Annotated in this window: 16 protein-coding genes; 5 read left to right on the top strand and 11 right to left on the bottom strand. The window is 71.1% G+C overall.

Going from position 1 to position 18,018, the window contains the following annotated elements:
* Positions 1-207: 207 nt before the first annotated feature.
* Both HCC61_RS23605 and HCC61_RS23600 read left to right on the top strand, forming a co-directional pair.
* Entirely contained in the window at positions 208-1,407 is a 1,200-nt protein-coding gene (locus HCC61_RS23605) for a hypothetical protein (protein WP_346777352.1), read from the top strand.
* A 99-nt stretch (positions 1,408-1,506) separates the two neighbouring features.
* Positions 1,507-2,082 carry a class I SAM-dependent methyltransferase gene (locus tag HCC61_RS23600; RefSeq protein WP_169138546.1) on the top strand — a complete coding sequence of 192 codons (576 nt, stop codon included), beginning with the start codon at positions 1,507-1,509 and terminating at the stop codon, positions 2,080-2,082.
* Between the two features lie 146 nt (positions 2,083-2,228).
* On the opposite strand, the gene HCC61_RS23595 is transcribed toward HCC61_RS23600, so the two are convergent.
* The 7 genes from HCC61_RS23595 to HCC61_RS23565 form a co-directional block, all read right to left on the bottom strand.
* Positions 2,229-3,581 (bottom strand): cytochrome P450, encoded by a 1,353-nt coding sequence (locus HCC61_RS23595; RefSeq protein WP_346777351.1) that lies wholly within the window; start codon positions 3,579-3,581, stop codon positions 2,229-2,231.
* Positions 3,582-3,854: 273 nt separating this feature from the next.
* On the bottom strand, positions 3,855-4,958 hold the full coding sequence (locus tag HCC61_RS23590) for a selina-4(15),7(11)-diene synthase (protein ID WP_169138544.1): 1,104 nt from the start codon (positions 4,956-4,958) through the stop codon (positions 3,855-3,857).
* Positions 4,959-5,393: 435 nt separating this feature from the next.
* Positions 5,394-6,737, bottom strand: coding sequence for a cytochrome P450 (locus HCC61_RS23585; protein ID WP_240969239.1), 1,344 nt, complete (start codon positions 6,735-6,737; stop codon positions 5,394-5,396).
* A gap of 122 nt (positions 6,738-6,859) precedes the next feature.
* Entirely contained in the window at positions 6,860-7,480 is a 621-nt protein-coding gene (locus HCC61_RS23580) for an ATP/GTP-binding protein (RefSeq protein ID WP_169138542.1), read from the bottom strand.
* Positions 7,461-7,814: a DUF742 domain-containing protein gene (locus HCC61_RS23575; protein WP_169138540.1), complete on the bottom strand. Its 354-nt coding sequence runs from the start codon at positions 7,812-7,814 to the stop codon at positions 7,461-7,463. Before HCC61_RS23575 ends, HCC61_RS23580 begins: the two co-directional genes overlap by 20 nt.
* The gene (locus tag HCC61_RS23570; protein ID WP_169138538.1) at positions 7,811-8,215 is read right to left on the bottom strand and encodes a roadblock/LC7 domain-containing protein; all 405 of its coding nucleotides are present in this window, start codon (positions 8,213-8,215) and stop codon (positions 7,811-7,813) included. The genes HCC61_RS23575 and HCC61_RS23570 overlap by 4 nt, the downstream gene beginning before the upstream one ends.
* Before the next feature lie 3 nt (positions 8,216-8,218).
* A complete protein-coding gene (locus HCC61_RS23565) occupies positions 8,219-9,895 on the bottom strand; it encodes an ATP-binding protein (protein ID WP_169138536.1) in 1,677 nt (558 codons plus the stop codon).
* An 812-nt stretch (positions 9,896-10,707) separates the two neighbouring features.
* On the opposite strand from HCC61_RS23565, the gene HCC61_RS23560 reads away from it, so the two are divergent.
* Entirely contained in the window at positions 10,708-12,261 is a 1,554-nt protein-coding gene (locus HCC61_RS23560; RefSeq protein WP_169138534.1) for an FG-GAP repeat protein, read from the top strand.
* Positions 12,262-12,469: 208 nt separating this feature from the next.
* Here the strand turns inward: HCC61_RS23560 and HCC61_RS23555 are convergent, their stop codons facing one another.
* Positions 12,470-13,009, bottom strand: a complete 540-nt coding sequence (locus HCC61_RS23555; protein ID WP_169138532.1) for an ABATE domain-containing protein — start codon at positions 13,007-13,009, stop codon at positions 12,470-12,472.
* Positions 13,010-13,104: 95 nt separating this feature from the next.
* Between HCC61_RS23555 and HCC61_RS23550 the strand changes: the two genes are divergently transcribed.
* Entirely contained in the window at positions 13,105-13,893 is a 789-nt protein-coding gene (locus tag HCC61_RS23550) for a haloacid dehalogenase type II (protein WP_169138530.1), read from the top strand.
* A 94-nt stretch (positions 13,894-13,987) separates the two neighbouring features.
* Here the strand turns inward: HCC61_RS23550 and HCC61_RS30290 are convergent, their stop codons facing one another.
* The 3 genes from HCC61_RS30290 to HCC61_RS23535 form a co-directional block, all read right to left on the bottom strand.
* Positions 13,988-15,514 (bottom strand): hypothetical protein, encoded by a 1,527-nt coding sequence (locus HCC61_RS30290; protein ID WP_206322910.1) that lies wholly within the window; start codon positions 15,512-15,514, stop codon positions 13,988-13,990.
* Between the two features lie 158 nt (positions 15,515-15,672).
* On the bottom strand, positions 15,673-16,206 hold the full coding sequence (cpt, locus tag HCC61_RS23540; RefSeq protein WP_169138528.1) for a chloramphenicol phosphotransferase CPT: 534 nt from the start codon (positions 16,204-16,206) through the stop codon (positions 15,673-15,675).
* A gap of 165 nt (positions 16,207-16,371) precedes the next feature.
* Positions 16,372-16,986, bottom strand: coding sequence for a dihydrofolate reductase family protein (locus HCC61_RS23535; protein WP_169138526.1), 615 nt, complete (start codon positions 16,984-16,986; stop codon positions 16,372-16,374).
* A 192-nt stretch (positions 16,987-17,178) separates the two neighbouring features.
* Between HCC61_RS23535 and HCC61_RS23530 the strand changes: the two genes are divergently transcribed.
* Positions 17,179-17,883, top strand: coding sequence for a hypothetical protein (locus HCC61_RS23530; protein ID WP_169138524.1), 705 nt, complete (start codon positions 17,179-17,181; stop codon positions 17,881-17,883).
* Positions 17,884-18,018 lie beyond the last annotated feature (135 nt).

Genomic DNA, 18,018 nt, shown 5'->3' with positions numbered 1-18,018 from the left:
AGACGTCGGGGGCGGGGGCGGCGGTACGGGCCGGGACCGCCGGAAGACGGCCGAGCAACATCGTTTCGGGCGCGTGCCGGATGGACATGCGGACGGGACGGGGGCGTACGTGCGAGAGGCACGCGCGTGCGCACCGCCGATGCGGCGGGGCAGTACGCGCACCGGGACACGTACGACGGGACGCACCGACCGGCGGACGGAGGCGACGTGGCTGACGGCACGACCGGCAGGCCGAGTGGACGCTACGGACAGGACGATCACGGAGAGCGGAGCCAGTCGCCTCCGGGGCGGGAGCGGGAGCCGGAACCGGAACCGGAGTCGCAGGCGGGGCAGGTGCCGGTGTCGGTGCCGGTGTCCGCGGCCGGGGAGGCGCCCGTGGAGGCGCCGGTGTCCGGGGAACCGCCCGGGGCGTCCGCCACCCGGCGCGGGCTGCTCGCCGCGTCCGCGGCGCTCGGCCTCGGCGCGCTCACGGGCTGCGGCACGTCCGCCCGCGCACGGCCCGACGACGCCAAGCCCGGCGGCGCTCCGGGAAGCGGCAAGGGCGGCGGAGGCAAGGGCGGCGGCAAGGAGTCCCGTTCGCCGTCGCCGCGGCGGACCCGGGTGAAGAAGCGGCCCCAACTTCCGCGCGGCGGACGTGAGTTGTTTCCCAAGTACCGGCTGGTCGGCTACTGCGGGCTGCCCGGCGCCCCCGCGCTCGGCCGCCTCGGCAGCGGCGATCCCGGCAAGCGGGTCGACGAGATGGAGAAGACCGCACGGAAGTACGCCGAGGGCCGCGAACCGCTGCCCGTGCTCGAACTCCTCGCCACGGTCGCCAACCCCACCCCGGGCCCCGACGGCACGTACCGCACCCGTACACCCGGCAAGACCATCCGCCGCTTCCACGAACTCGCCAAGGAACGCGACGCGTTGCTCCTGCTCAACATCCAGCCGGGCCGCGCCGCGGCGCTCGACGAGGTCAAGGCGCTGAGCGACTGGCTGGAACACCCGCACATCGGCGTGGCCCTCGACCCGGAGTGGGACATGGGCCCCGGCGAGGTGCCGGGCCAGACCTTCGGGCGGACGAGCGGCGACGAACTCAACGGCGTCGCCGAGTACTTGTCGAAGCTCGTGGGCGAACACGACCTGCCGCACAAGCCGCTCGTCTTCCACCAGGTCGCCGCCTCGGTCGTCAGCGACGAGAAGGCGCTGCGCCCGGCCGACGGCGTCTCGCTGATAAAGAGCGCCGACGGCATAGGCTCCCCGGGGCTCAAGCGCGGCACGTGGGGGCGGCTCGTCGACGACCTGCCGGACGGGCTGCACACCGGCTTCAAGCTGTTCTACGAGGAGGACACCGAGGGAACGCGACTGATGAAGCCCTCGGAGGTGCTGAAGCTGCGGCCCGAGCCCGAGTACGTGATGTACGAGTGACGTACGGGCGCGGGCCCGCGCCCGCGCCCGCGCCGGGAGCTGCGATCTGCAGACGACGCGACCGTGGCGAACCGTTCACCTGGGCCGTAGCGTCTGCACATGCCGATGAACCGAGCACACCGCAGGCTGTGCAGCTCCGAGAAGTGGGCGCGCGGCGTCCGTGACCGTCTGCTCCCCTGGGCGCTGGAGGACGTCGAACTGGGCGACGACGTACTGGAACTGGGCCCCGGATACGGGGCCAATCTCCGCGTGCTGGTCGAGCAGGTGCCCAGCCTCACCGCGGTCGAGATCGACGGGGATACCGCGCGCCTCCTCCAGGACGGCTGGGGCGAACGGGCGCGCATCATCCACGGCGACGCCTCCGATCTGCCGCTGCCGGACAGCGCCTTCTCGTCCGTCGTGTGCTTCACGATGCTGCACCACGTGCCCGAAGTGCCCACCCAGGACCGGATCTTCCGGGAGGCCTTCCGGGTGCTGCGGCCCGGCGGGGTGTTCGCGGGCAGCGACAGCCAGCCCAGCCTCCGCTTCCGGCTGCTGCACATCGGCGACACGATGAACACGCTGCCGCCGCAGACGCTGCCGGCGCGGCTGGAGGCGGCGGGCTTCGAAGGCGTGGCCGTCGACCGGCACCCCGAGTCCGGTGGCGTGCGCTTCCGGGGCCGCCGCCCCGACTGAGCGCGGTACGGCCGCCGGACCGCCGGACCGCCGGACCGCCGGACCGCCGCACCAGCGGCCGGACGCCCCACGCCACACCGGCGCCCGCGCCACCGCACCACGACAACCGCCGCCCCCCGTACCCCGGTTCGGGGGGGGCGGTCGGTTCAGCCGCCCTCCGAGCCCCTCGGCACCACCGTCATCGGGAGGCTGTCGGGGTGCGCCACGGCGGAGGCGACCTCGTTCACGGTGTGGCCCGGGATCCGTTCGAACCTCCAGCGCCGCAGCACCGTCGCCAGGGTGATGACGATCTCCGTCCATGCGAAGCCGTCGCCGATGCACTTGCGGGCGCCCGCCCCGAAGGGGATGTAACCCTCACGCGGCACCTGCGAGCCCCGCTCCGGCAGCCAGCGGTCCGGGTCGAAGCGCTCGGGGTCGTCGTACAGGCGGGCGTCGCGGTGGAGCGCGTAGAGGCTGAAGGCGAGTTCGGTGCCGACGGGCAGTTCCACGCCGCCGAGTTCGACGGGCGCGGTGGCCTGCCGCATCAGCAGCGGCACCGAGTGCATGCGGGAGATCTCGCGCAGCACGCGGTCCATGTACTCGAGCTTCGGTACGTCCTCGAAGCCGACCGGGCGGTCGCCGACCACGGACTCGATCTCGGCGAGCAGCTTCTCCTCGATGTCGGGGTGCGCGGCGATCTCGTGGAACGTCCAGCAGAGCGTGGACGCCGTGGTCTCGGTGCCGGCGAACATGATGGCGACGAGTTCGTCCCGCACCTCGCGGTCGGTGAGCCTGTCGCCGGTGTCGGAGTCGCGTGCGGCGATGAGCAGCGACAGCAGGTCCTCGTTGTCCGCGTCGCCCTCTTGGTGCGCGAGGGCGATCACGTCGTCGATGACCGTGCGCAGCCGCTTCGCGGCGGTGTCGAAGCGGCGGTTGGCCGGGATCGGGATCCGGTCGAGAAGCCGGGGTGTGACGGTGCGCACCAGGGCGTTCTTCAGCAGGATCGGTACGTCGCGGATGACGGCCTCGGCGGCGGGGCGGCTGATCTCGGCGGAGAACATCGTCTCGGCGAGCGTCGCCACGGAGAACTGGGCCAGCTCGTCGTCGACTTCGACCCGCTGCCCGGGCTTCCACGAGTCGGCCATCGCCTGCGCGCGCGTGGCCATGACGTTCGCGTAACCGGCGATGCGCGCCTGGTGGAACATCGGCTGCATGAGGCGCCGGTGCCGCTTGTGTATGCCGGAGGGCGCGGTGGGCAGGGCGTCTCCGACGAGGGAGCGTGCCCGTATGAAGAAGCGGCCCTTGTCGAAGTTGCGGGCCTTGGTGACCAGTAGTTCGTGGGTGAGGTCGACGCTGGTGACGAAGTAGATCGGCAGGGTGCCGACGTCGACGCGTACCAGGTCGCCGCTGCCGGGCAGCGACTTCATGAAGTCGAGGGGCCGGCGCAGCAGGGGCAGGGCGTGGCCGATCAGTGGGGAGCCTCCGGGGGCTCGCGGGACGGCCTTCAGTGCAGCACTCACGTACGCAGCTCCTTACGGCGGTAGTGGGGGGTCCGGGGCGGAGGTGCAGCCGATGTGGGGTTTGTCGGTGTGGGCCGTGCTGTTCGGTGGGGGGTTGGTGGGGGCGCCCATGGGTTCGGGCGCGGTCGGTCGGGGCGTTCCGGTCGGGCAGGGCGTTGCCGGTCGGTCGTGGCGTGCCGGTCGGTCGTGGGGCGCTGTCGCTGTCAGGGCGGCCTGTGCCGGGGGCGGAGCCGTGAGCCTCGCGGCATCACAGCGCGGCCCCGGAGGGTGGCTTCACACCACCGCGGACCGATGGAATTCGCCACGTACAGGCTGAAACGTTTCCCTCTCGGGGAGCACGTCCCACCACCACGCGACGGCGGGGATGTCCAGCGCCTGATCGCTGTCGTCGGTCGGGGTGTCGCAGAAGGTCGAGGGCAGTCCGGCGGGATCGTCGGGCGTCGTATAGCGAAGTGAGCTGATGCCCCAGTCCTGGGCGCCGCGGATGAACGTCCCGAGGTTCTCCAGGTACTGGCGCAGCTGCGGGCTCCCCGTGGCGGCGAGTTCGTCGCGCAGCCGCAGGAACAGGCACATGACGCGGTCGCGTTGGGCGACGGCCTCGGTCAACGCCTCGGCGGGGGTGAGGCGTTGCTCGTGCTCCAGCACGCGCAGCACGTTGAGGTAGTACTGCTGCGCCCTGCTCTCCTTGTGGTACGAGAAGAGGTCGTTGTCCCAGGTGATGATGAAGTACGCCATCTCCGCGACGGCTCTGACGGCGGTGCTGTCCCGCTCGCTGGGGTGCAGCTCGTAGCCGTGGCCCATCTCCAGCAGCGGCAGCACGACCGACGTGGCGCCGTCGTAGAGGCGCATCAGCGTGTAGTCGTTGAGACCGGGGACGGTCTCGCTGCTGCGGTGGGAGGCCTCCCACACGACGGAGAGGAAGTACTCGCGCAGCGCGTCCACCCAGCGGGCCTCCTGGCCGGGTGTCGCAAAGCGGGACACCCGGTGGCGCAGGTCTCTCAGGCCCGTGGCGAGGGGGTTGTCCGAGAGCATGGGCACTCCCGGGTTCTGGGCGACCCGCAGCATGCGGGAGAGCTCGCCGACCAACTCCGCGGGGTTCTTGCCCAGTTCGCCCTCCTCGCACAGTCCGTCGTCGACTCCGAAGAGCCAGATGACGAAGTCGGCGAGTATGGACACGACTTCCTCGCGGCCCTCGGGCAGTACCCGGGCGGCGAAGGTGCCGATGTCATGCGCGACGAGCTTCTTTCGTAGCTCGGGCGAACCGATGCCGAAGCCGTTGGCCCAGGCCGTCGTGCGCTCGTTGATCGCCTCGTGACGGGGATGGATCGCTGGCGGGATGGGAGAGAAAACGGGTGGAACGGTCAACCCGTGCTCCACTGTCGATCACCTCGGTAATCCGGCGGCTTCGCGCCGCCTTCCACTCGACCACTCGGCAGCAGGCCCTGTTCTCGACGTTCTCGGCGTTCTTCGCGTTTTCATCGTTCTCGTCGTGCCCGTCGTTCTCGGCCCACTGCACCGGGTAGAACCGGCCAATACCACGTACTGCCAGCGGAGACGACGCACTCCCATACCGCCGGGAGCCCGGCCGTCACCGTCTGCTGCATGGACGACCCCTCTTCCGCAAGGGGAAGTCCGGCCACAGGGAGCAGGCGTGGCACGCTGCGGACCCGGCACGGCCACAGGGAGCCTTCCCCCAGGTCACCGACGATTACACGTTCAACTACCGTCGTTGCGGGGCGAGTTGACGCCAGTGGCTGAATGGGTCCGGGGCATTACCGGCATCCCGGGCATGTGCGGTCAGGTGTTCCGGCCTCACCGACCCCTCAGCTTCTGCTTCAGCGACGCCCACCACGACGTGCGGACGACGGGCGGCGCCGCCGGAGGCATCGGCGCCGAGGCGGTCTCCTGCGGCTGGAGCGGCGGGAGTTCGACGGAGGGCACACCGGGGCCCTGCCGCCCGCCGCCCTTGCCCCGCCGCGCCGCGAACGTCACGGGCAGCGACACGAGTCGGCGCGACATCAGCGCGGTCTCCCAGGTCAGCTTCTCCTCGGGCACCGCGAGCCGGAGATCCGGCACCCGCGAGAGGAGGGTGTCGATGCCCGTGTCGACGATGGCCCTGCCGAGGTCCTGTCCCGGGCACTCGTGGGGGCCGCCGCTGAACGCGAGATGCGAGCGATTGCCGTGCATGGGCGTCGACTTGTCGGGGCGGATCTGCGGATCGGCGTTGCCGGCGGCGAGGCCGAGCAGCAGCATGTCTCCGGCCTTGATCGGATGGCCCGCGAGCTGTGCGTCGCCGGTCGCCCAGCGGCCGATATTCGTCGTCATCGGCGGCTCGTCCCACAGCACCTGTTCCAGGGCGTCGGGCAGCGTCATGTGCCCGCCGGCCAGAGTGGCCCGGAAGCGCTGGTCGGTCAGTACGAGACGGAGGGTGTTCGCGATCAGGTTGACGGTCGGTTCGTTGGCCGAGACGAGGACGACGCGCAGATGCTCGCGCACCTCGTCGTTGCTCAGCCGGGCCGGGTGCTCCAGCAGCTTGGACGCCACGTCGTGGCCGGGGTCGACGCGCTTGCGGTCCACGAGGTCCTGGAGCGCTTCGGTGATGTAGTCGTTGCTGGCCACCGCGGTCTCGGTGCCGCGGATCATGTCCTTGGCGGCGTCGGTCAGCCGCGGCCCGTAGTGCTCGGGCATGCCGAACAGCTGCGTGATCACGCGCAGCGGCAGCTGGTCGGCGAACTGCTCGACGAGGTCGGCCCGTCCCTCCGGTTCGAACTCGTCGATGAGCTGGTGCGCGAAGCGCGTCACGTAACGGCGGATGCCGCGCGCCTCGAACTGCGACAGGCTCTCGGTGACGGCCTTGCGCAACCGCGCGTGCTCCTCCCCGTCGGCGAAGACGCACAGCGGCTGCCACATCGTCAGCGGCGCGAGGGGGTGGTCCGGCGGGACCTTGCCCTGCTGCATGTCGCGCCACAGCCGGGAGTCGCGGGAGAAGAGCGACGGCGTGCGCGCGACCTCCAGGTTCTCCCGGTGCCCCAGCACGAGCCACGCGGGGCGGTCTCCGGGCAGCAGTACGGGCGCGACGGAGCCGTGCTCGCCGCGAAGGCGTTCGTAGAGGGCGATGGGGTCGGCGTCGGCCTCCGGACCGTAGAGCCGGCGCAGCCCGTCGGGGCCGAGGCCGTGTGCGGGGCAGCCGGGCGGCGGGGCGGCGGCGGCAGCGGTGTGGGCGTCGGCGGAGGCGTCGCGGGATGAGCCGGAGGGGTCCGGGCCGTTCGGTGGAGAGGTCACTTCGCCTCCGGGGTCAGTGCAAGGGAGCGCAGGTAGTGCATCAGCTTCAGCAGTACGTCCTGGCTGGAGGAGCGCTGGCGCGCGTCGCACACGACGATCGGGACGGCGGGGTCCAGGTCGAGGGCGGCGCGCAGGTCGTCCACGGGGTAAGAGGGCGCCTCCGGGAAGGCGTTGACGGCGACGACGAACGGGACGCCGGACTCCTCCAGCCGTCCGATGACGTCGAAGCTGACCTCCAGGCGGCGGGTGTCGACGAGGACCACGGCGCCCAGGGCACCGTCGAACAGCCCGTTCCACAGGAACCAGAAGCGCTGCTGGCCCGGCGTGCCGAACAGGTACAGCACCAGCTCGTCGCTGAGGCTGATGCGGCCGAAGTCCATCGCGACGGTCGTGGCGGTCTTGCGCTCCACGCCCGCCGTGTCGTCGACGTTCTCGCTCGCCTGCGTCATGGTCTCTTCCGTCGTCAGCGGACGGATCTCGCTGACGGAACGGACCAGGGTCGTCTTGCCGACACCGAAACCGCCGACGATGACGACCTTGACCGCGGAGCTTGCGGAGGAGGGCAGTCTGTCTTCGCTCCGAGGCCCCGTGGCCGTGTCAGAGATTCCGGAGTCCATGGATCACCGCCTCAATCAGTTCGATGTCGGGAAGGGTCGAGGCCGGCGACCGCGCCTCGACCCGTTCCTCGCCCAGCAGGTCCGCCAGCAGAACGGTGATCACGCTCACGGGAAGTCCCAGGTACGCGGAGATCTCCGCGACGGAGAGCGGGGAGCTGCACACGCGTAGAATCGACGCCTGCTCGGGCTGCATCCCCACCCGCGGGGCCTCCCGGGCCACGATGAGCGTGACCAGGTCGAGGCCCCGTAATTCAGCCGGGTCGCTCCGGCCGCCGGTGATCACATAGAGCCGCTCGGGCCCGTTCTCGTCCCACCCCTGATCCTCCTGGCTCATGTGGCCAATCCGCCGTCGCGCGGGGGACTGGTCAAGTGCTCGCCGATGCGGGCCACCAGGTCCCTCATGCGCCCTCCGACCAGGCCCGCGTCGACGCCCTCGTCCGCCAGCACGGCGAGGTGTGCGCCCGCGCCCGCGGCCATCAAGTACATGAATCCGCCGTTGACTTCGATGACCACCATGCGCATCCGCCCGTCGCTGTGCGGGAATTCGGCCGCGACGGCGGAGGAGAGGCTCTGAAGGCCCGAGCCGATCGCGGCCAGCCGGTCGGCGGTGTCGGTGTCGGTGTTGTGCTTGGCCATGCACAGGCCGTCCGAGGAGAGCACCACCACATGGCGGGTCTGGGGGACGGTCTCCGCGAGGTCCTTCAGCATCCAGTCCATGTCGGCACGCCGTTCCATCGTTCACTCACCCTCATCCGACGACGTGCCCTGGTCGCGGTCCGCCGCCCTGGTGCTGTCGTCCGTCCTGTCCGCCGTGCCGTCCTGCTCCGCTTCCGCCGGGCCGGAGCCGCCCGACAGGCCGCTCTGGAGGTCGGCCATCCACAGTCCCGGGGCCGGCTCGTCCCCCGCGGGGCCCGAAGAGGGCTGCTGCTCCGCGGAGTTGCGGGCGGCCGTGCCGCCGGGGCGGGCGTCCGGGCTGGGGTTACGGCGGCGGCGCTGGGGGAGCCCGTTGGCGTTGCGCTCGATCAATGGCGGTTTCTCGTCCTGCACTTCGTCTTCCTGCCGTGCGGGGCCGGTTTCCGGAAGCCAGGGTTCGTGGCGCGGCGGCGTCCGGTGGCCGTCGGCCGGTAGGCCTGGTGACGCCGGCGCGGTGCGCGGTACGTCCGCGTAGCGCGCTGCGGCGGGGGCGGGGGCGGGGGCCGGTGCCGCGGGGGCTTCCCGGCGGGATGTCTCCTGCCCGGGGCCGGCGCCGATGCCGTGGGCCCGCCCCGTGGCGGGCGCGGTCGTGATCAGCTTCTTCGGTACGACGAGGACGGCACGCACGCCCCCGTACGCCGACGGCGGCAGCGACACCTGGAAGTCGTACGCCTGCGCCAGCCGGCCGACCACCGCAAGGCCGAGGCGCGGCGACTCGCCCAGGTCGTTGAGGTCGATGCCCGCCCCGGCCTCCTTTAGCCGCAACTCGGCGCGTGAACGGGCCTCTTCACTCAGCCCGACACCGCCGTCCTCGATCTCGATGGCGATGCCCGCGTGCACCTCCCCGGCGGTCAGATGGACCCGGGCCTTGGGCGGCGAGTAGCGCGTGGCGTTGTCGAGCAGCTCGGCGAGCGCGTGGATCAGCGGCTCCACCGCGGGGCCGACGACGGCGACGTCCGCGACCGAGTGCAACTCGACGCGCTGGTAGTCCAGTACGCGCGACATCGCGCCGCGCAGCACGCTGTAGACCGGGACGGCCTTGCTCCACTGCCTGCCCGGGCGCGCGCCGCCGAGCACGGCGATGCTGTCCGCGAGGCGGCCGATGAGCGCGGTGCCGTGGTCGAGGCGCAGCAGGTCGGCGAAGAAGTCGGGCTGGCTGCCGTGCCGGTCCTCCATGCCCCGCAGGTCGGTCGCCTGCCGGTGGACGATCGCCTGCACACGGCGGGCGATGTTGACGACGCCGCGCTGCGCCGAGTCGCGAAGGGTCTCCTCCGCCTGCACGGCCTCGACGACCGACCGCAGCAACTCCTGGTGCGCGGCCTGGAATTCACTGCTGAGGCCCTCCGCCTGCGGCATCGACCGCAGCACGTCCTGGGCGAACTCGCCCTCCTGAAGGCGCTCCACCGCCTCCGGCAGGCGTTCCTTCGCCAACTGGACGGTGGCGCGCTCCTGTTGGTGCAGCCGTGCCTGGAGCACGGACAGCTGCTGGGTGTGCTGCGCCCGCAGCGTCGCCAACGCCCGCCCGCGGCGCGCCACTTCGGCGGCCACGGCGGCGACGGCGAGCGTCGCGACCACGCCGCACACCGCGACGGCCGTACGGGCGCCCTCGTGGACGAGGGGGACTGCGACGCCTGCCGCGACCGCCGTCACGAGGGCCGGCAGCAGCCAGACGAGTACCGGGCCGGACCCTTGATTTCCGGGTGACGATCCAGCACGAACCATCAGGATCCTCAAATCGATCGAAATGCCGGGGGAGCAGAGCGTGCCCGGGCAGCAGCGGAAAGCACGGCCAAGGGGCGCAAACCGCACGATTCGGTCTCAAGTCGGCGTGCGGGAGCGGGAGTTGGTCCGGTCCACTGAGCCCCACGAAATCATAGCCGGAACCGATCACTCGTCACGCGGAGTCCCCGGCCAGATGCTCTTGGCACTCCATTTCGGTGCTGAAACTGAGCAGGTCAGGACAGTTTCCTCCGCAGCGCCACAAAACGTCTCCAGGCGGGCAGGCGATCGGCCGGAGGATAAGCGGAATGCGGTGAGGAGCGGTGGATGCGAGGTACGGACCGTCTCGCCGGGAAGCGGCCGGGACGGACGCTTTGGGGACGGGGCCCCGGCGCCCGCGGAGAGATCTCCGTCGCCCGGAGGTTGCGTGGCCGCCACCCGGAGAGCCGTTCGTGAAGATCGGGTGAAGATTTCTCGCCCTGAGCGTGCGCCGGCGGATGACTGACGGAGCGTCACTTGCTCCCTGCAAGGGAACGGGCGAGGGTCGGCCCGTATGGACCCGGCGGCCTGCGAACCGCCGCGTCCGCGTCGTCGACCGCGCGGCGGGCCCCGGGAATCCCCTCCGCTACGCGGATGAGACCTGCGGCCACCTCCGGGACGCCGGTGCGTCGTGACGGCGTAACCCCCTCGTCACCTGCGGCGGGGCACGTGCCTCCCATTCTGGTATGAACCAACTCCCGTGCTGGTGCAACCAGTTGGACCCCGCCGCGTGTCCATGCAACCGGATGTGACCTTGTGACCGAAGGAAGCAACGGATGACGTACATACGACGAAGCCCGGCCGCCCCGGGCGAGCCCCGCAGCCGCAAGGAGCGGGCCACTCGTGCCGCGGCGTCGGCAGCCGCCCTGCTGCTCGTGGCCGGCGGCGGCCTGACCGCCTGGTCGCTCTCCTCGCAGACGGCCGACGCCGCGGCGGAGCAGCCGAGTTCGGCCGCGAAGAAGGCGAACAAGGGCGACGACTTCAACAACGACGGCTACGCGGACATGGTGGTCGGTGCACCGGGGGGCACCGTCTCCGGCAAGGCGAGCGCCGGCTATGTGACCGTCACATACGGTTCGGCCGACGGGCTGGACCCGTCGCACAAGACGGTCGTGGACCGTACGACGAGCGGCGTGCCCGGATCGGCCGCCGCCAAGCAGCAGTTCGGCGCGTCGTTCAGCAAGGGGGACCTGGACGGCGACGGCTTCGACGACCTCGTCATCGGCTCGGAGACCGCCAAGGCGGGCAGCGTCATCCTGTGGGGCTCGTCCGAGGGCCTGACCGGCGGCACGGCAGTCCCCTCGTACGGGGCGACGCCGCAGGCCGGCGACTTCGACGGCGACGGCAAGACCGACCTGGTCCTGCTCGGCGATCCCGGCAGCAGCGGGGACGACCCGGTGGCACAGCCCGCCGCTCTGTGGAAGGGCCCCGTCTCGCGGGAGGGCAAGCCCGCCAAGAAGACGGACTTCCTGGACAAGTCCCAGTGGAACGGCTACGACGAGCAGCACCCCGGCGCCAAGTGCGCGGAGAACGACTCGTGCATCGACGGACCCGATTCGTTCAGCGGTCCCTCCGAGACCCGCGCCGTCGGCGACGTCAACGGCGACGACCGGCAGGACATGGCCGTCTGGCGCTACGAGGGCGACGGCGTGTACGGCAACGACGTGCTGCTGGGCGGTGATTCGGGCTTCAAGGTGGCCAAGGGCCCCGAGGGCGACCGGGTCGACATGGACCTCGGCGACGTGGACGGCGACGGCTTCGACGACCTCGTGGCGAGCGCGTCCAGCGACCTGGAGGACGAGATCAACGTCGCCTTCGGCACGAAGGACGGCCTCTCCAAGAGCCGCAAGCAGACCTTCGACCAGACCATCGACGGATTCCCCGGCGAGAAGCCGCAGGACGGCGAGCTGTTCGGCTCCTGCGTCTCGGTCGCCGACGTCACCGGCGACGGCAAGGCCGAGGTCGCGCTCGGCATCCGCTGGAAGGACGGCGGCGACAAGACCGACTCGGGCGCCGTCGGCCTGCTGCCCGGCTCCAAGTCCGGTGTCACGGGCGCCGGAAGCCAGCTGGTGGACCAGGACTCCGAGGGCGTGCCCGGAGTCGCCGAGGAGGGCGACGAGTTGGGCGCGTCCTGCGCCCTGCTCGACGTAGACGGCGACGGACACCGCGACCTCAACGTCTCCTCGACCGAGGAGAACGAGACCGCCGGTGCGTTGTGGTCGCTGCGCGGCACCGAGAAGGGTGTGACGACGGACGGTGCGAAGGCGTTCGGGCCGCTTGACGTCGAAGCGCCCGACAAGAAGGCGCTGTTCGGCAGCACGTTGCGCTGAGCCGGCGGAGCCGGCGGAGTCGGTTCGACGGCTGGATGGGTTGAGCCGGTCGAACCGGCTCGGCCGGGCCCGTCGGGCGGGGCAGTCCCGTCCGGGGGGCCCGGTCGGTTCGGCGGACGGGACGGGGTCGGGCCCGGTTCGGCGGGCGGGTGCGCCCGGCGGCCCGGTCGGACGGTGCCGATTCCCGCCCTCTTGGCGGGAGTTCGGGCTATTCCGAGGCCCGTCTGCGGGCCCGATAGGCCGCCGCCTTCACGCGGTTGCCGCACTCGCCCATCCCGCACCAGGTGCGCCGCGCACCTCGTGAGCGGTCGAGATAGACGCGAGTGCAGCGCGTGCGACCGCACTCCTTGAAACAGGCGTCGGGGTCGGCCAGCACGGCGATGCCGCTTCTGGCCACTTCGGCCAGCACCGCGCGGAGATCTCCCGACCTCCGCAGCCCCGCGTCGCTGAGCTCGACCGCGGGCACCGGCCCGGCGGCCGTGTCGTTGACGACCTTGAGGCTGCCCGGGTCGAAGGACCGGCCGAGCACGCGGTCGAGTGCGAGCCGGTAGACCGCCTCCCGAAGAGCCACTGCGGATTCGAAGGCCGCCGAGTCTGCGGAGACCCGGTCGGGGAGCCCCTCACACGCGGCCACCCACCGTTCGAGATCCGCGGGCGTGGCCAGCATGTCGACCGGATCGTCCCGGCGGAAGCCCACGGTCCCGGCCAGATCCAGGGCCGGGTTGCCGGACACGAATGCGAAATCCACGTCACCATCTTGACCGGTGACGGCGTGTGCGTGCAAGCTCGTCACCGGTCAAGGTGGTGACGGTCGGATGGCGACCGGTGAGGACGGGAGAAGGCATGGCCGGGACAGCCTGGATCCGCGACATCGAGGTCGTCGTCTTCGACGTCCTCGGGACGCTGGTCGACGACGTGGGCGGGCTGCGTACGGCGATCCGCGAAGCGCTGTCCGCGTCCGCCGGTGCCGGTGCCGGTGCCGGTGCCGGTGGTGAGGGGGCCGCGTCCGCTGCCGGTGACGCGGCCCTCGATGCGTACGCCGACGAACTGCTCGGCGTATGGCAGCAGCACGTCCAGCTGGAAGAGCAACGCATCGGGCAGGGGCAGCGCCCGTACGCCGACACGGCGGTCATCGACGCGGAGGCCGCCCGACGGGTCGCCGGCCACGCGGGGATCGACGACCCCGCCGCCGTCTCCCGCCTGGCCACAACGGCCCAGCGCCTGCCGCCCTTCGGCGACTCCGTCGCGGGTCTCGAACGGCTCGCGCGGCGGCTCCCCGTGCTCGCCCTCTCCAACGCCGGCCGCACCGCGCTCCTGCGGCTCGACGCACACGCGGGTCTGCGCTGGCACCAGACCCTGTCAGCCGAGACCGTCCAGGCGTACAAGCCGGCGCCGGAGGTCTACCGGCTCGCCCTCGACACCGCCGGATGCCCGCCGGAACGCGCGCTCATGGTGGCCGCACACGCCTGGGACCTCCGCGGAGCCCGGGCGAACGGCATGCGAACCGCCTACGTCCACCGGCCCGGCGGTGATCCGCCGACGAGCGCCGACGCGTTCGACCTGCGATTCGACGCATTCGACGAACTGGTCACCGCACTGACGACGACCGCCGCGGACCCACGCCACCGATGAGCCGGGTGTCCTGCCGACGGGACTGAGCCCACCGAACTCAGGGGATCTGTAGTGCTCTTGAGGGTGGTGAGGGTCCTGCCGTTCTTGCCGGACGTCACCTGGCCTTGCGCAGTTCCGGAAGCGACCGCAGCTCGTCGGTCATCTCCGGGGCCTCGATCTCGTGTCCTCGTCCGAAGCTCTTGAACACCGCCGTCCCCTTTCCCCGCACGTTCCCCTGCACGACCTTCCCCCGCACGACCTTGTACGCGTAACAGACCTCCACCTGATGACACTGCGGGCAGAAGAGGCCGGCCACGAAGGGCGACAGGGGTACGGGGCCGTCCGGCCCCAGCGCATAGAAGATCTCATTGCCGACGGGGCGGTCCCATGTGAACGTCCGGCGCTCGAAGTCCGGGTGGTCGCCCATCGCGTAGTCCGCGACGATGTCGAAAGAGCGTGATCTGCGCTGGTAGACACAGGAGATGGTGTACAGCCACGGGACGTCCTCGATGAACCGGGCCTTCTCCAGAACGCTTTCGACGTGAGGAGCGCACTCGGCGACGCGTGCGGCCGACTCGGGCTGGCTCTTGGGCTTGTTGCCGTGTGCGGCGCGATTGCGCTCGTCCCTCAGGGCGTCGAGGTGCCCGAGGATTCCCTGGGCGCCGCCCGGTTCGTCCTTCAGGGCGTCATGGAGCCTTGCCATCCAGTCGGGATGTGCGGCGGCCGGCGGCTGGAGGTCCCTGAGAAACGTGGTCCATGTTCCGTACGTGGCGCCGCGTCCGAAGTAGGCGTTTCGCAGTACGGACAGGTTCCGAAGGCCTGACTCGTGACCTTCCCGCCGGCCCTTGGGCAGGTTTTCGACTCGCCCTTGGAGCAGTGCCGCCGCAGTGACGCTGACCGTGATGGCGAGCGTCTCGGCGGCGTCGAGCAGGGCCTCGTACCGGTCCTTCGGAGTATGGGCCTGCTGGAGCATCCGTACGGCACGGGCGGCAGGGTGGGGCAGGGCATTACGGGCGTGCGTCAGCAACTGGGCGGACGACGCGGGCCGTTCGGCGCCGTCGCGGGGATTCCCACGGGGGTCGCTGCCTTCCGTGCCCGTCTCCGTTTCGGACCGCCAAACAGGCCTTCTCGCCGACTGGGACGGTACGGACCACTGCCGCGAATCCGGAGCGGCCGACCGCGATTCGGGCCGCTCGGCGCCCGGTCCCCGTCCCGATCCCGGCTCCGGCTCCGGCTCGGCCTGCGGCCGCTCCGCCTGCCGCTCCGTCCGCGACTCCGCCGTGGAATCCGGAGCGGCAGCGTCTCCCGCCCTCGCGCCCTGCGATGCAGCCGTCTCGCGCAGCTGCCGCTCATGCCGGCGCCAACGCCAGCGCCTCACGGGCAGCCGGATCCAGGCAGGTACGACTCCGAACGTGGCGACCATCATCACGATGGCGAGCAGCGTGTCCAACCAGCGCGGCAGGGGGCTCGGCTCCGTAGGAGGAGTGGCCGGTATGGAGATCCCGGCCAGCAGGGCCCATCCGACGGTGTTCCAGAACGCCCAGTCACGGTAGAGGGGTGCGTCGTACAGCCTGAGCACGGCGTTCCGCCGCTTGGGCAGCGGCGGCGGAGGAGCTGATCGGTACGTTGCGTCATGCCGCATGCACACATGGTGCCTTGCTGCGCCGCCCGACGACTACGGGTGCATGCGGGGTCGTTCCGTATCGGCCGGATCGCGGGCCCGGTCGGCGGACACGCCCAAGTTCCAACGGAGGATGGCGAGTTCGCCCCGGCCCCCCGGACCGGTCGCCGGAGCACCGGTCACGTGACATGCGCCGCGACGGCCCGCGCGCACGCCATCGACTCCGCGTGCGTGGTGTCCACTTCCAGGTCGTAGACCACGCCCTCGTGGACCGACTCCGCCTGGGACGCGGCCATTCCGGCGGTCCTGTCGCCGCGTGCGGCCTCACGGTCCGCGGCGACCGCGGCATCGCACCTCACGCCCACCCACAGAACCCGCAGGCCGCCCAGGGCCTTCTGCCATCGCTGCTGCGAGTACGGCCCGCCGAGGAAGACCTCGTCGACGACGACACGGGCGCCCGCGCGGGCCATCGCCGCGACCCCCTCGATCCAGGCCGCCTCCAGCGTCCGGAACTCAGGCCCCACGGACACCTCTCCGTCCGCGGCCAGTTCGATCCCTCCGCCCGACGCCTTCATGGACGCCGGCATCGCCTCGATCAGCGTGTCCGTGCCGAGGGCCAGCCACGGGTCCGGCAGTACGGCCTGGAGACAGCGGATGATCCCGGACTTCCCCGAGCTGGACCCGCCGTTGACCACGATCACTTCGGTTGTCACCTCGCCACGGTAGAGGGCCCGCGGCGAGACCCGGAACGGATTTCCCGTAAGCCTGCCGGGAGTTGACGGTCCGAAGTGACTTCGCGCGACGTCGCGAGCCGGATGAGGCGGGAAGCGGTGGGAGACGGCCGGACGGCGGGAGGAGGTCGTACCGCGGAGGACGCGTCACAGGACGTCGTAGATCAGGTGCGTGGCGGTGGATGTCGGGGTCACGCTCCGCTGGACCAGCCTGCGCTGTGCTCCACCGGTGAACAGCGGTGTCCCCGCGCCCAGTACGACGGGCGCGAGGTGCAGCGCCAACCCGTCGACGAGCCCCTCGCCGAGCGCCGAACCGACCGTGGCGCCGCCGCCCATGAGGACGACGTCGAGGTCCTTGCCGCTGTCGGCCGACGCCGCCTCGGCGCGCTCGCGCGCGGCGGTGACGGCGTCCGCCAGACCGGTGGTGACGAACGTCCAGTCAAGCTCGGTGAGCCGCACCGACTCCGGCGGCGAACTCGTCACCACGACGAACGCGGGCTTCCCGACCTCACCGGCGCCGTAACCGGTCGTGTCGTCCCAGCCGTTCGGCCCGTCCACCACGTCGAAGAGCCGCCGGCCGAGCACGACGGCCCCCGAGCGTGCGGTCGCCTCGCGCAGTACCCGGCGGTCGTCGGGGTCGTCGGAGAACGCCCAGGTGTGCAGGGCATCGCCGGCGGTGCCCAGCCCGCTCTCCGGGCCGGGCCCGGGCCCGGTGACGAAGCCGTCCAGGGATACGGAGATGTCGCCGATGATTCGAGTCATGCCGGGACAGACCCGCCCCACCGCCCGGACTCATCGTGCGTGCCTGAAGCAGCGACCAGGCGCCGGGCCGCTCGGGGCGGTTCGCGGACAACTCCGTTACACATTCGTGTAGTTGAGCATGCAATCATTTTGTGAAGCATCTGTGAAGGCACCGCGGTCGCGGCAGTCCACCACAACTACATAAGGAAGCTCATGCTCAAGCGCTCCTGCATCGTCGTCGCCGGCGCCCTGATCGCGGTCGCGGCCTGCACCGCCACCCCCGTCAGCGCCGCGAGCGTCGCCACCAAGGGCACCGGCTGGAAGCTCACCTCCGAGCTCGGCGTCACCTCCGCGTCCCCCTCGAAGACGTACACGATCACGTTCGGGACGGAGGCGATGCGGAAGCGCTACACGCCGTATCTGACGGCAGCCGTCTCCCAGGTCAACGCCGCGGGACTGCACCTCAGGACCGGCGGCGTCGAAGCCAACGACCCGTCGGCCTGCGGCCCGGCCTACCACATCCAGTTCATGGAGATGTACCGGCCGCTCGGCACCCCCGGCTGGTCCCAGGCCATGCCCTGTCCCAATCAGCCCGGCGGCCTCGGCCGCGGCGGTCTCGTGGCCATCGACTCCGAATACTGGGACGGGACTTGGCCCGTCAAGGACCACGTGCTCAGGAACACCGTCGTGCACGAGATGCTGCATGCCCTCGGCCTCGACCACCCGAACCGCGACATCGACAAGGACGGCACCGTCGAGCCCGGGGAGTGCGTCGCCACGAGCTACGGCAACAAGCCGGTCATGTGCTCGCCCAACGGCGGCTACGGCACGACCGCCAACAAGGGCAAGCTCCTCGCCTACGACGTGAACGGCATCAAGCAGCTGATCGCCAACGCAAAGGCGCAGGGGCTGAAGTAGGGACTGAAGCAGGGACTGAAGTGAGTCCCGTCTCCGGCGGCGTCATGACGGAAAACAGGCCGGTCGGAATCGACTCTGGCCGGAAAGTACCGGCGCTGCTACTTTGGCTCGGCCATTCGACCAATTTATCGGGGG

The organism is Streptomyces sp. HNM0575 (assembly GCF_012726265.1).
Classification (GTDB): Bacteria; Actinomycetota; Actinomycetes; order Streptomycetales; family Streptomycetaceae; genus Streptomyces.
Note: the sequence above shows the minus strand (reverse complement) of the source record. Positions and strands in the feature narration are given on the sequence as shown.

Coding starts and splice junctions, on each gene's coding strand:
- HCC61_RS30290 (WP_206322910.1), bottom strand. CDS start 15,514: ATGCGGCATGACGCAACGTACCGATCAGCTCCTCCGCCGCCGCTGCCC.
- HCC61_RS23565 (WP_169138536.1), bottom strand. CDS start 9,895: ATGGTTCGTGCTGGATCGTCACCCGGAAATCAAGGGTCCGGCCCGGTA.
- HCC61_RS23600 (WP_169138546.1), top strand. CDS start 1,507: ATGCCGATGAACCGAGCACACCGCAGGCTGTGCAGCTCCGAGAAGTGG.
- HCC61_RS23580 (WP_169138542.1), bottom strand. CDS start 7,480: ATGGACTCCGGAATCTCTGACACGGCCACGGGGCCTCGGAGCGAAGAC.
- HCC61_RS23535 (WP_169138526.1), bottom strand. CDS start 16,986: ATGACTCGAATCATCGGCGACATCTCCGTATCCCTGGACGGCTTCGTC.
- HCC61_RS23570 (WP_169138538.1), bottom strand. CDS start 8,215: ATGGAACGGCGTGCCGACATGGACTGGATGCTGAAGGACCTCGCGGAG.
- HCC61_RS23550 (WP_169138530.1), top strand. CDS start 13,105: ATGGCCGGGACAGCCTGGATCCGCGACATCGAGGTCGTCGTCTTCGAC.
- HCC61_RS23530 (WP_169138524.1), top strand. CDS start 17,179: ATGCTCAAGCGCTCCTGCATCGTCGTCGCCGGCGCCCTGATCGCGGTC.
- HCC61_RS23575 (WP_169138540.1), bottom strand. CDS start 7,814: ATGAGCCAGGAGGATCAGGGGTGGGACGAGAACGGGCCCGAGCGGCTC.
- HCC61_RS23560 (WP_169138534.1), top strand. CDS start 10,708: ATGACGTACATACGACGAAGCCCGGCCGCCCCGGGCGAGCCCCGCAGC.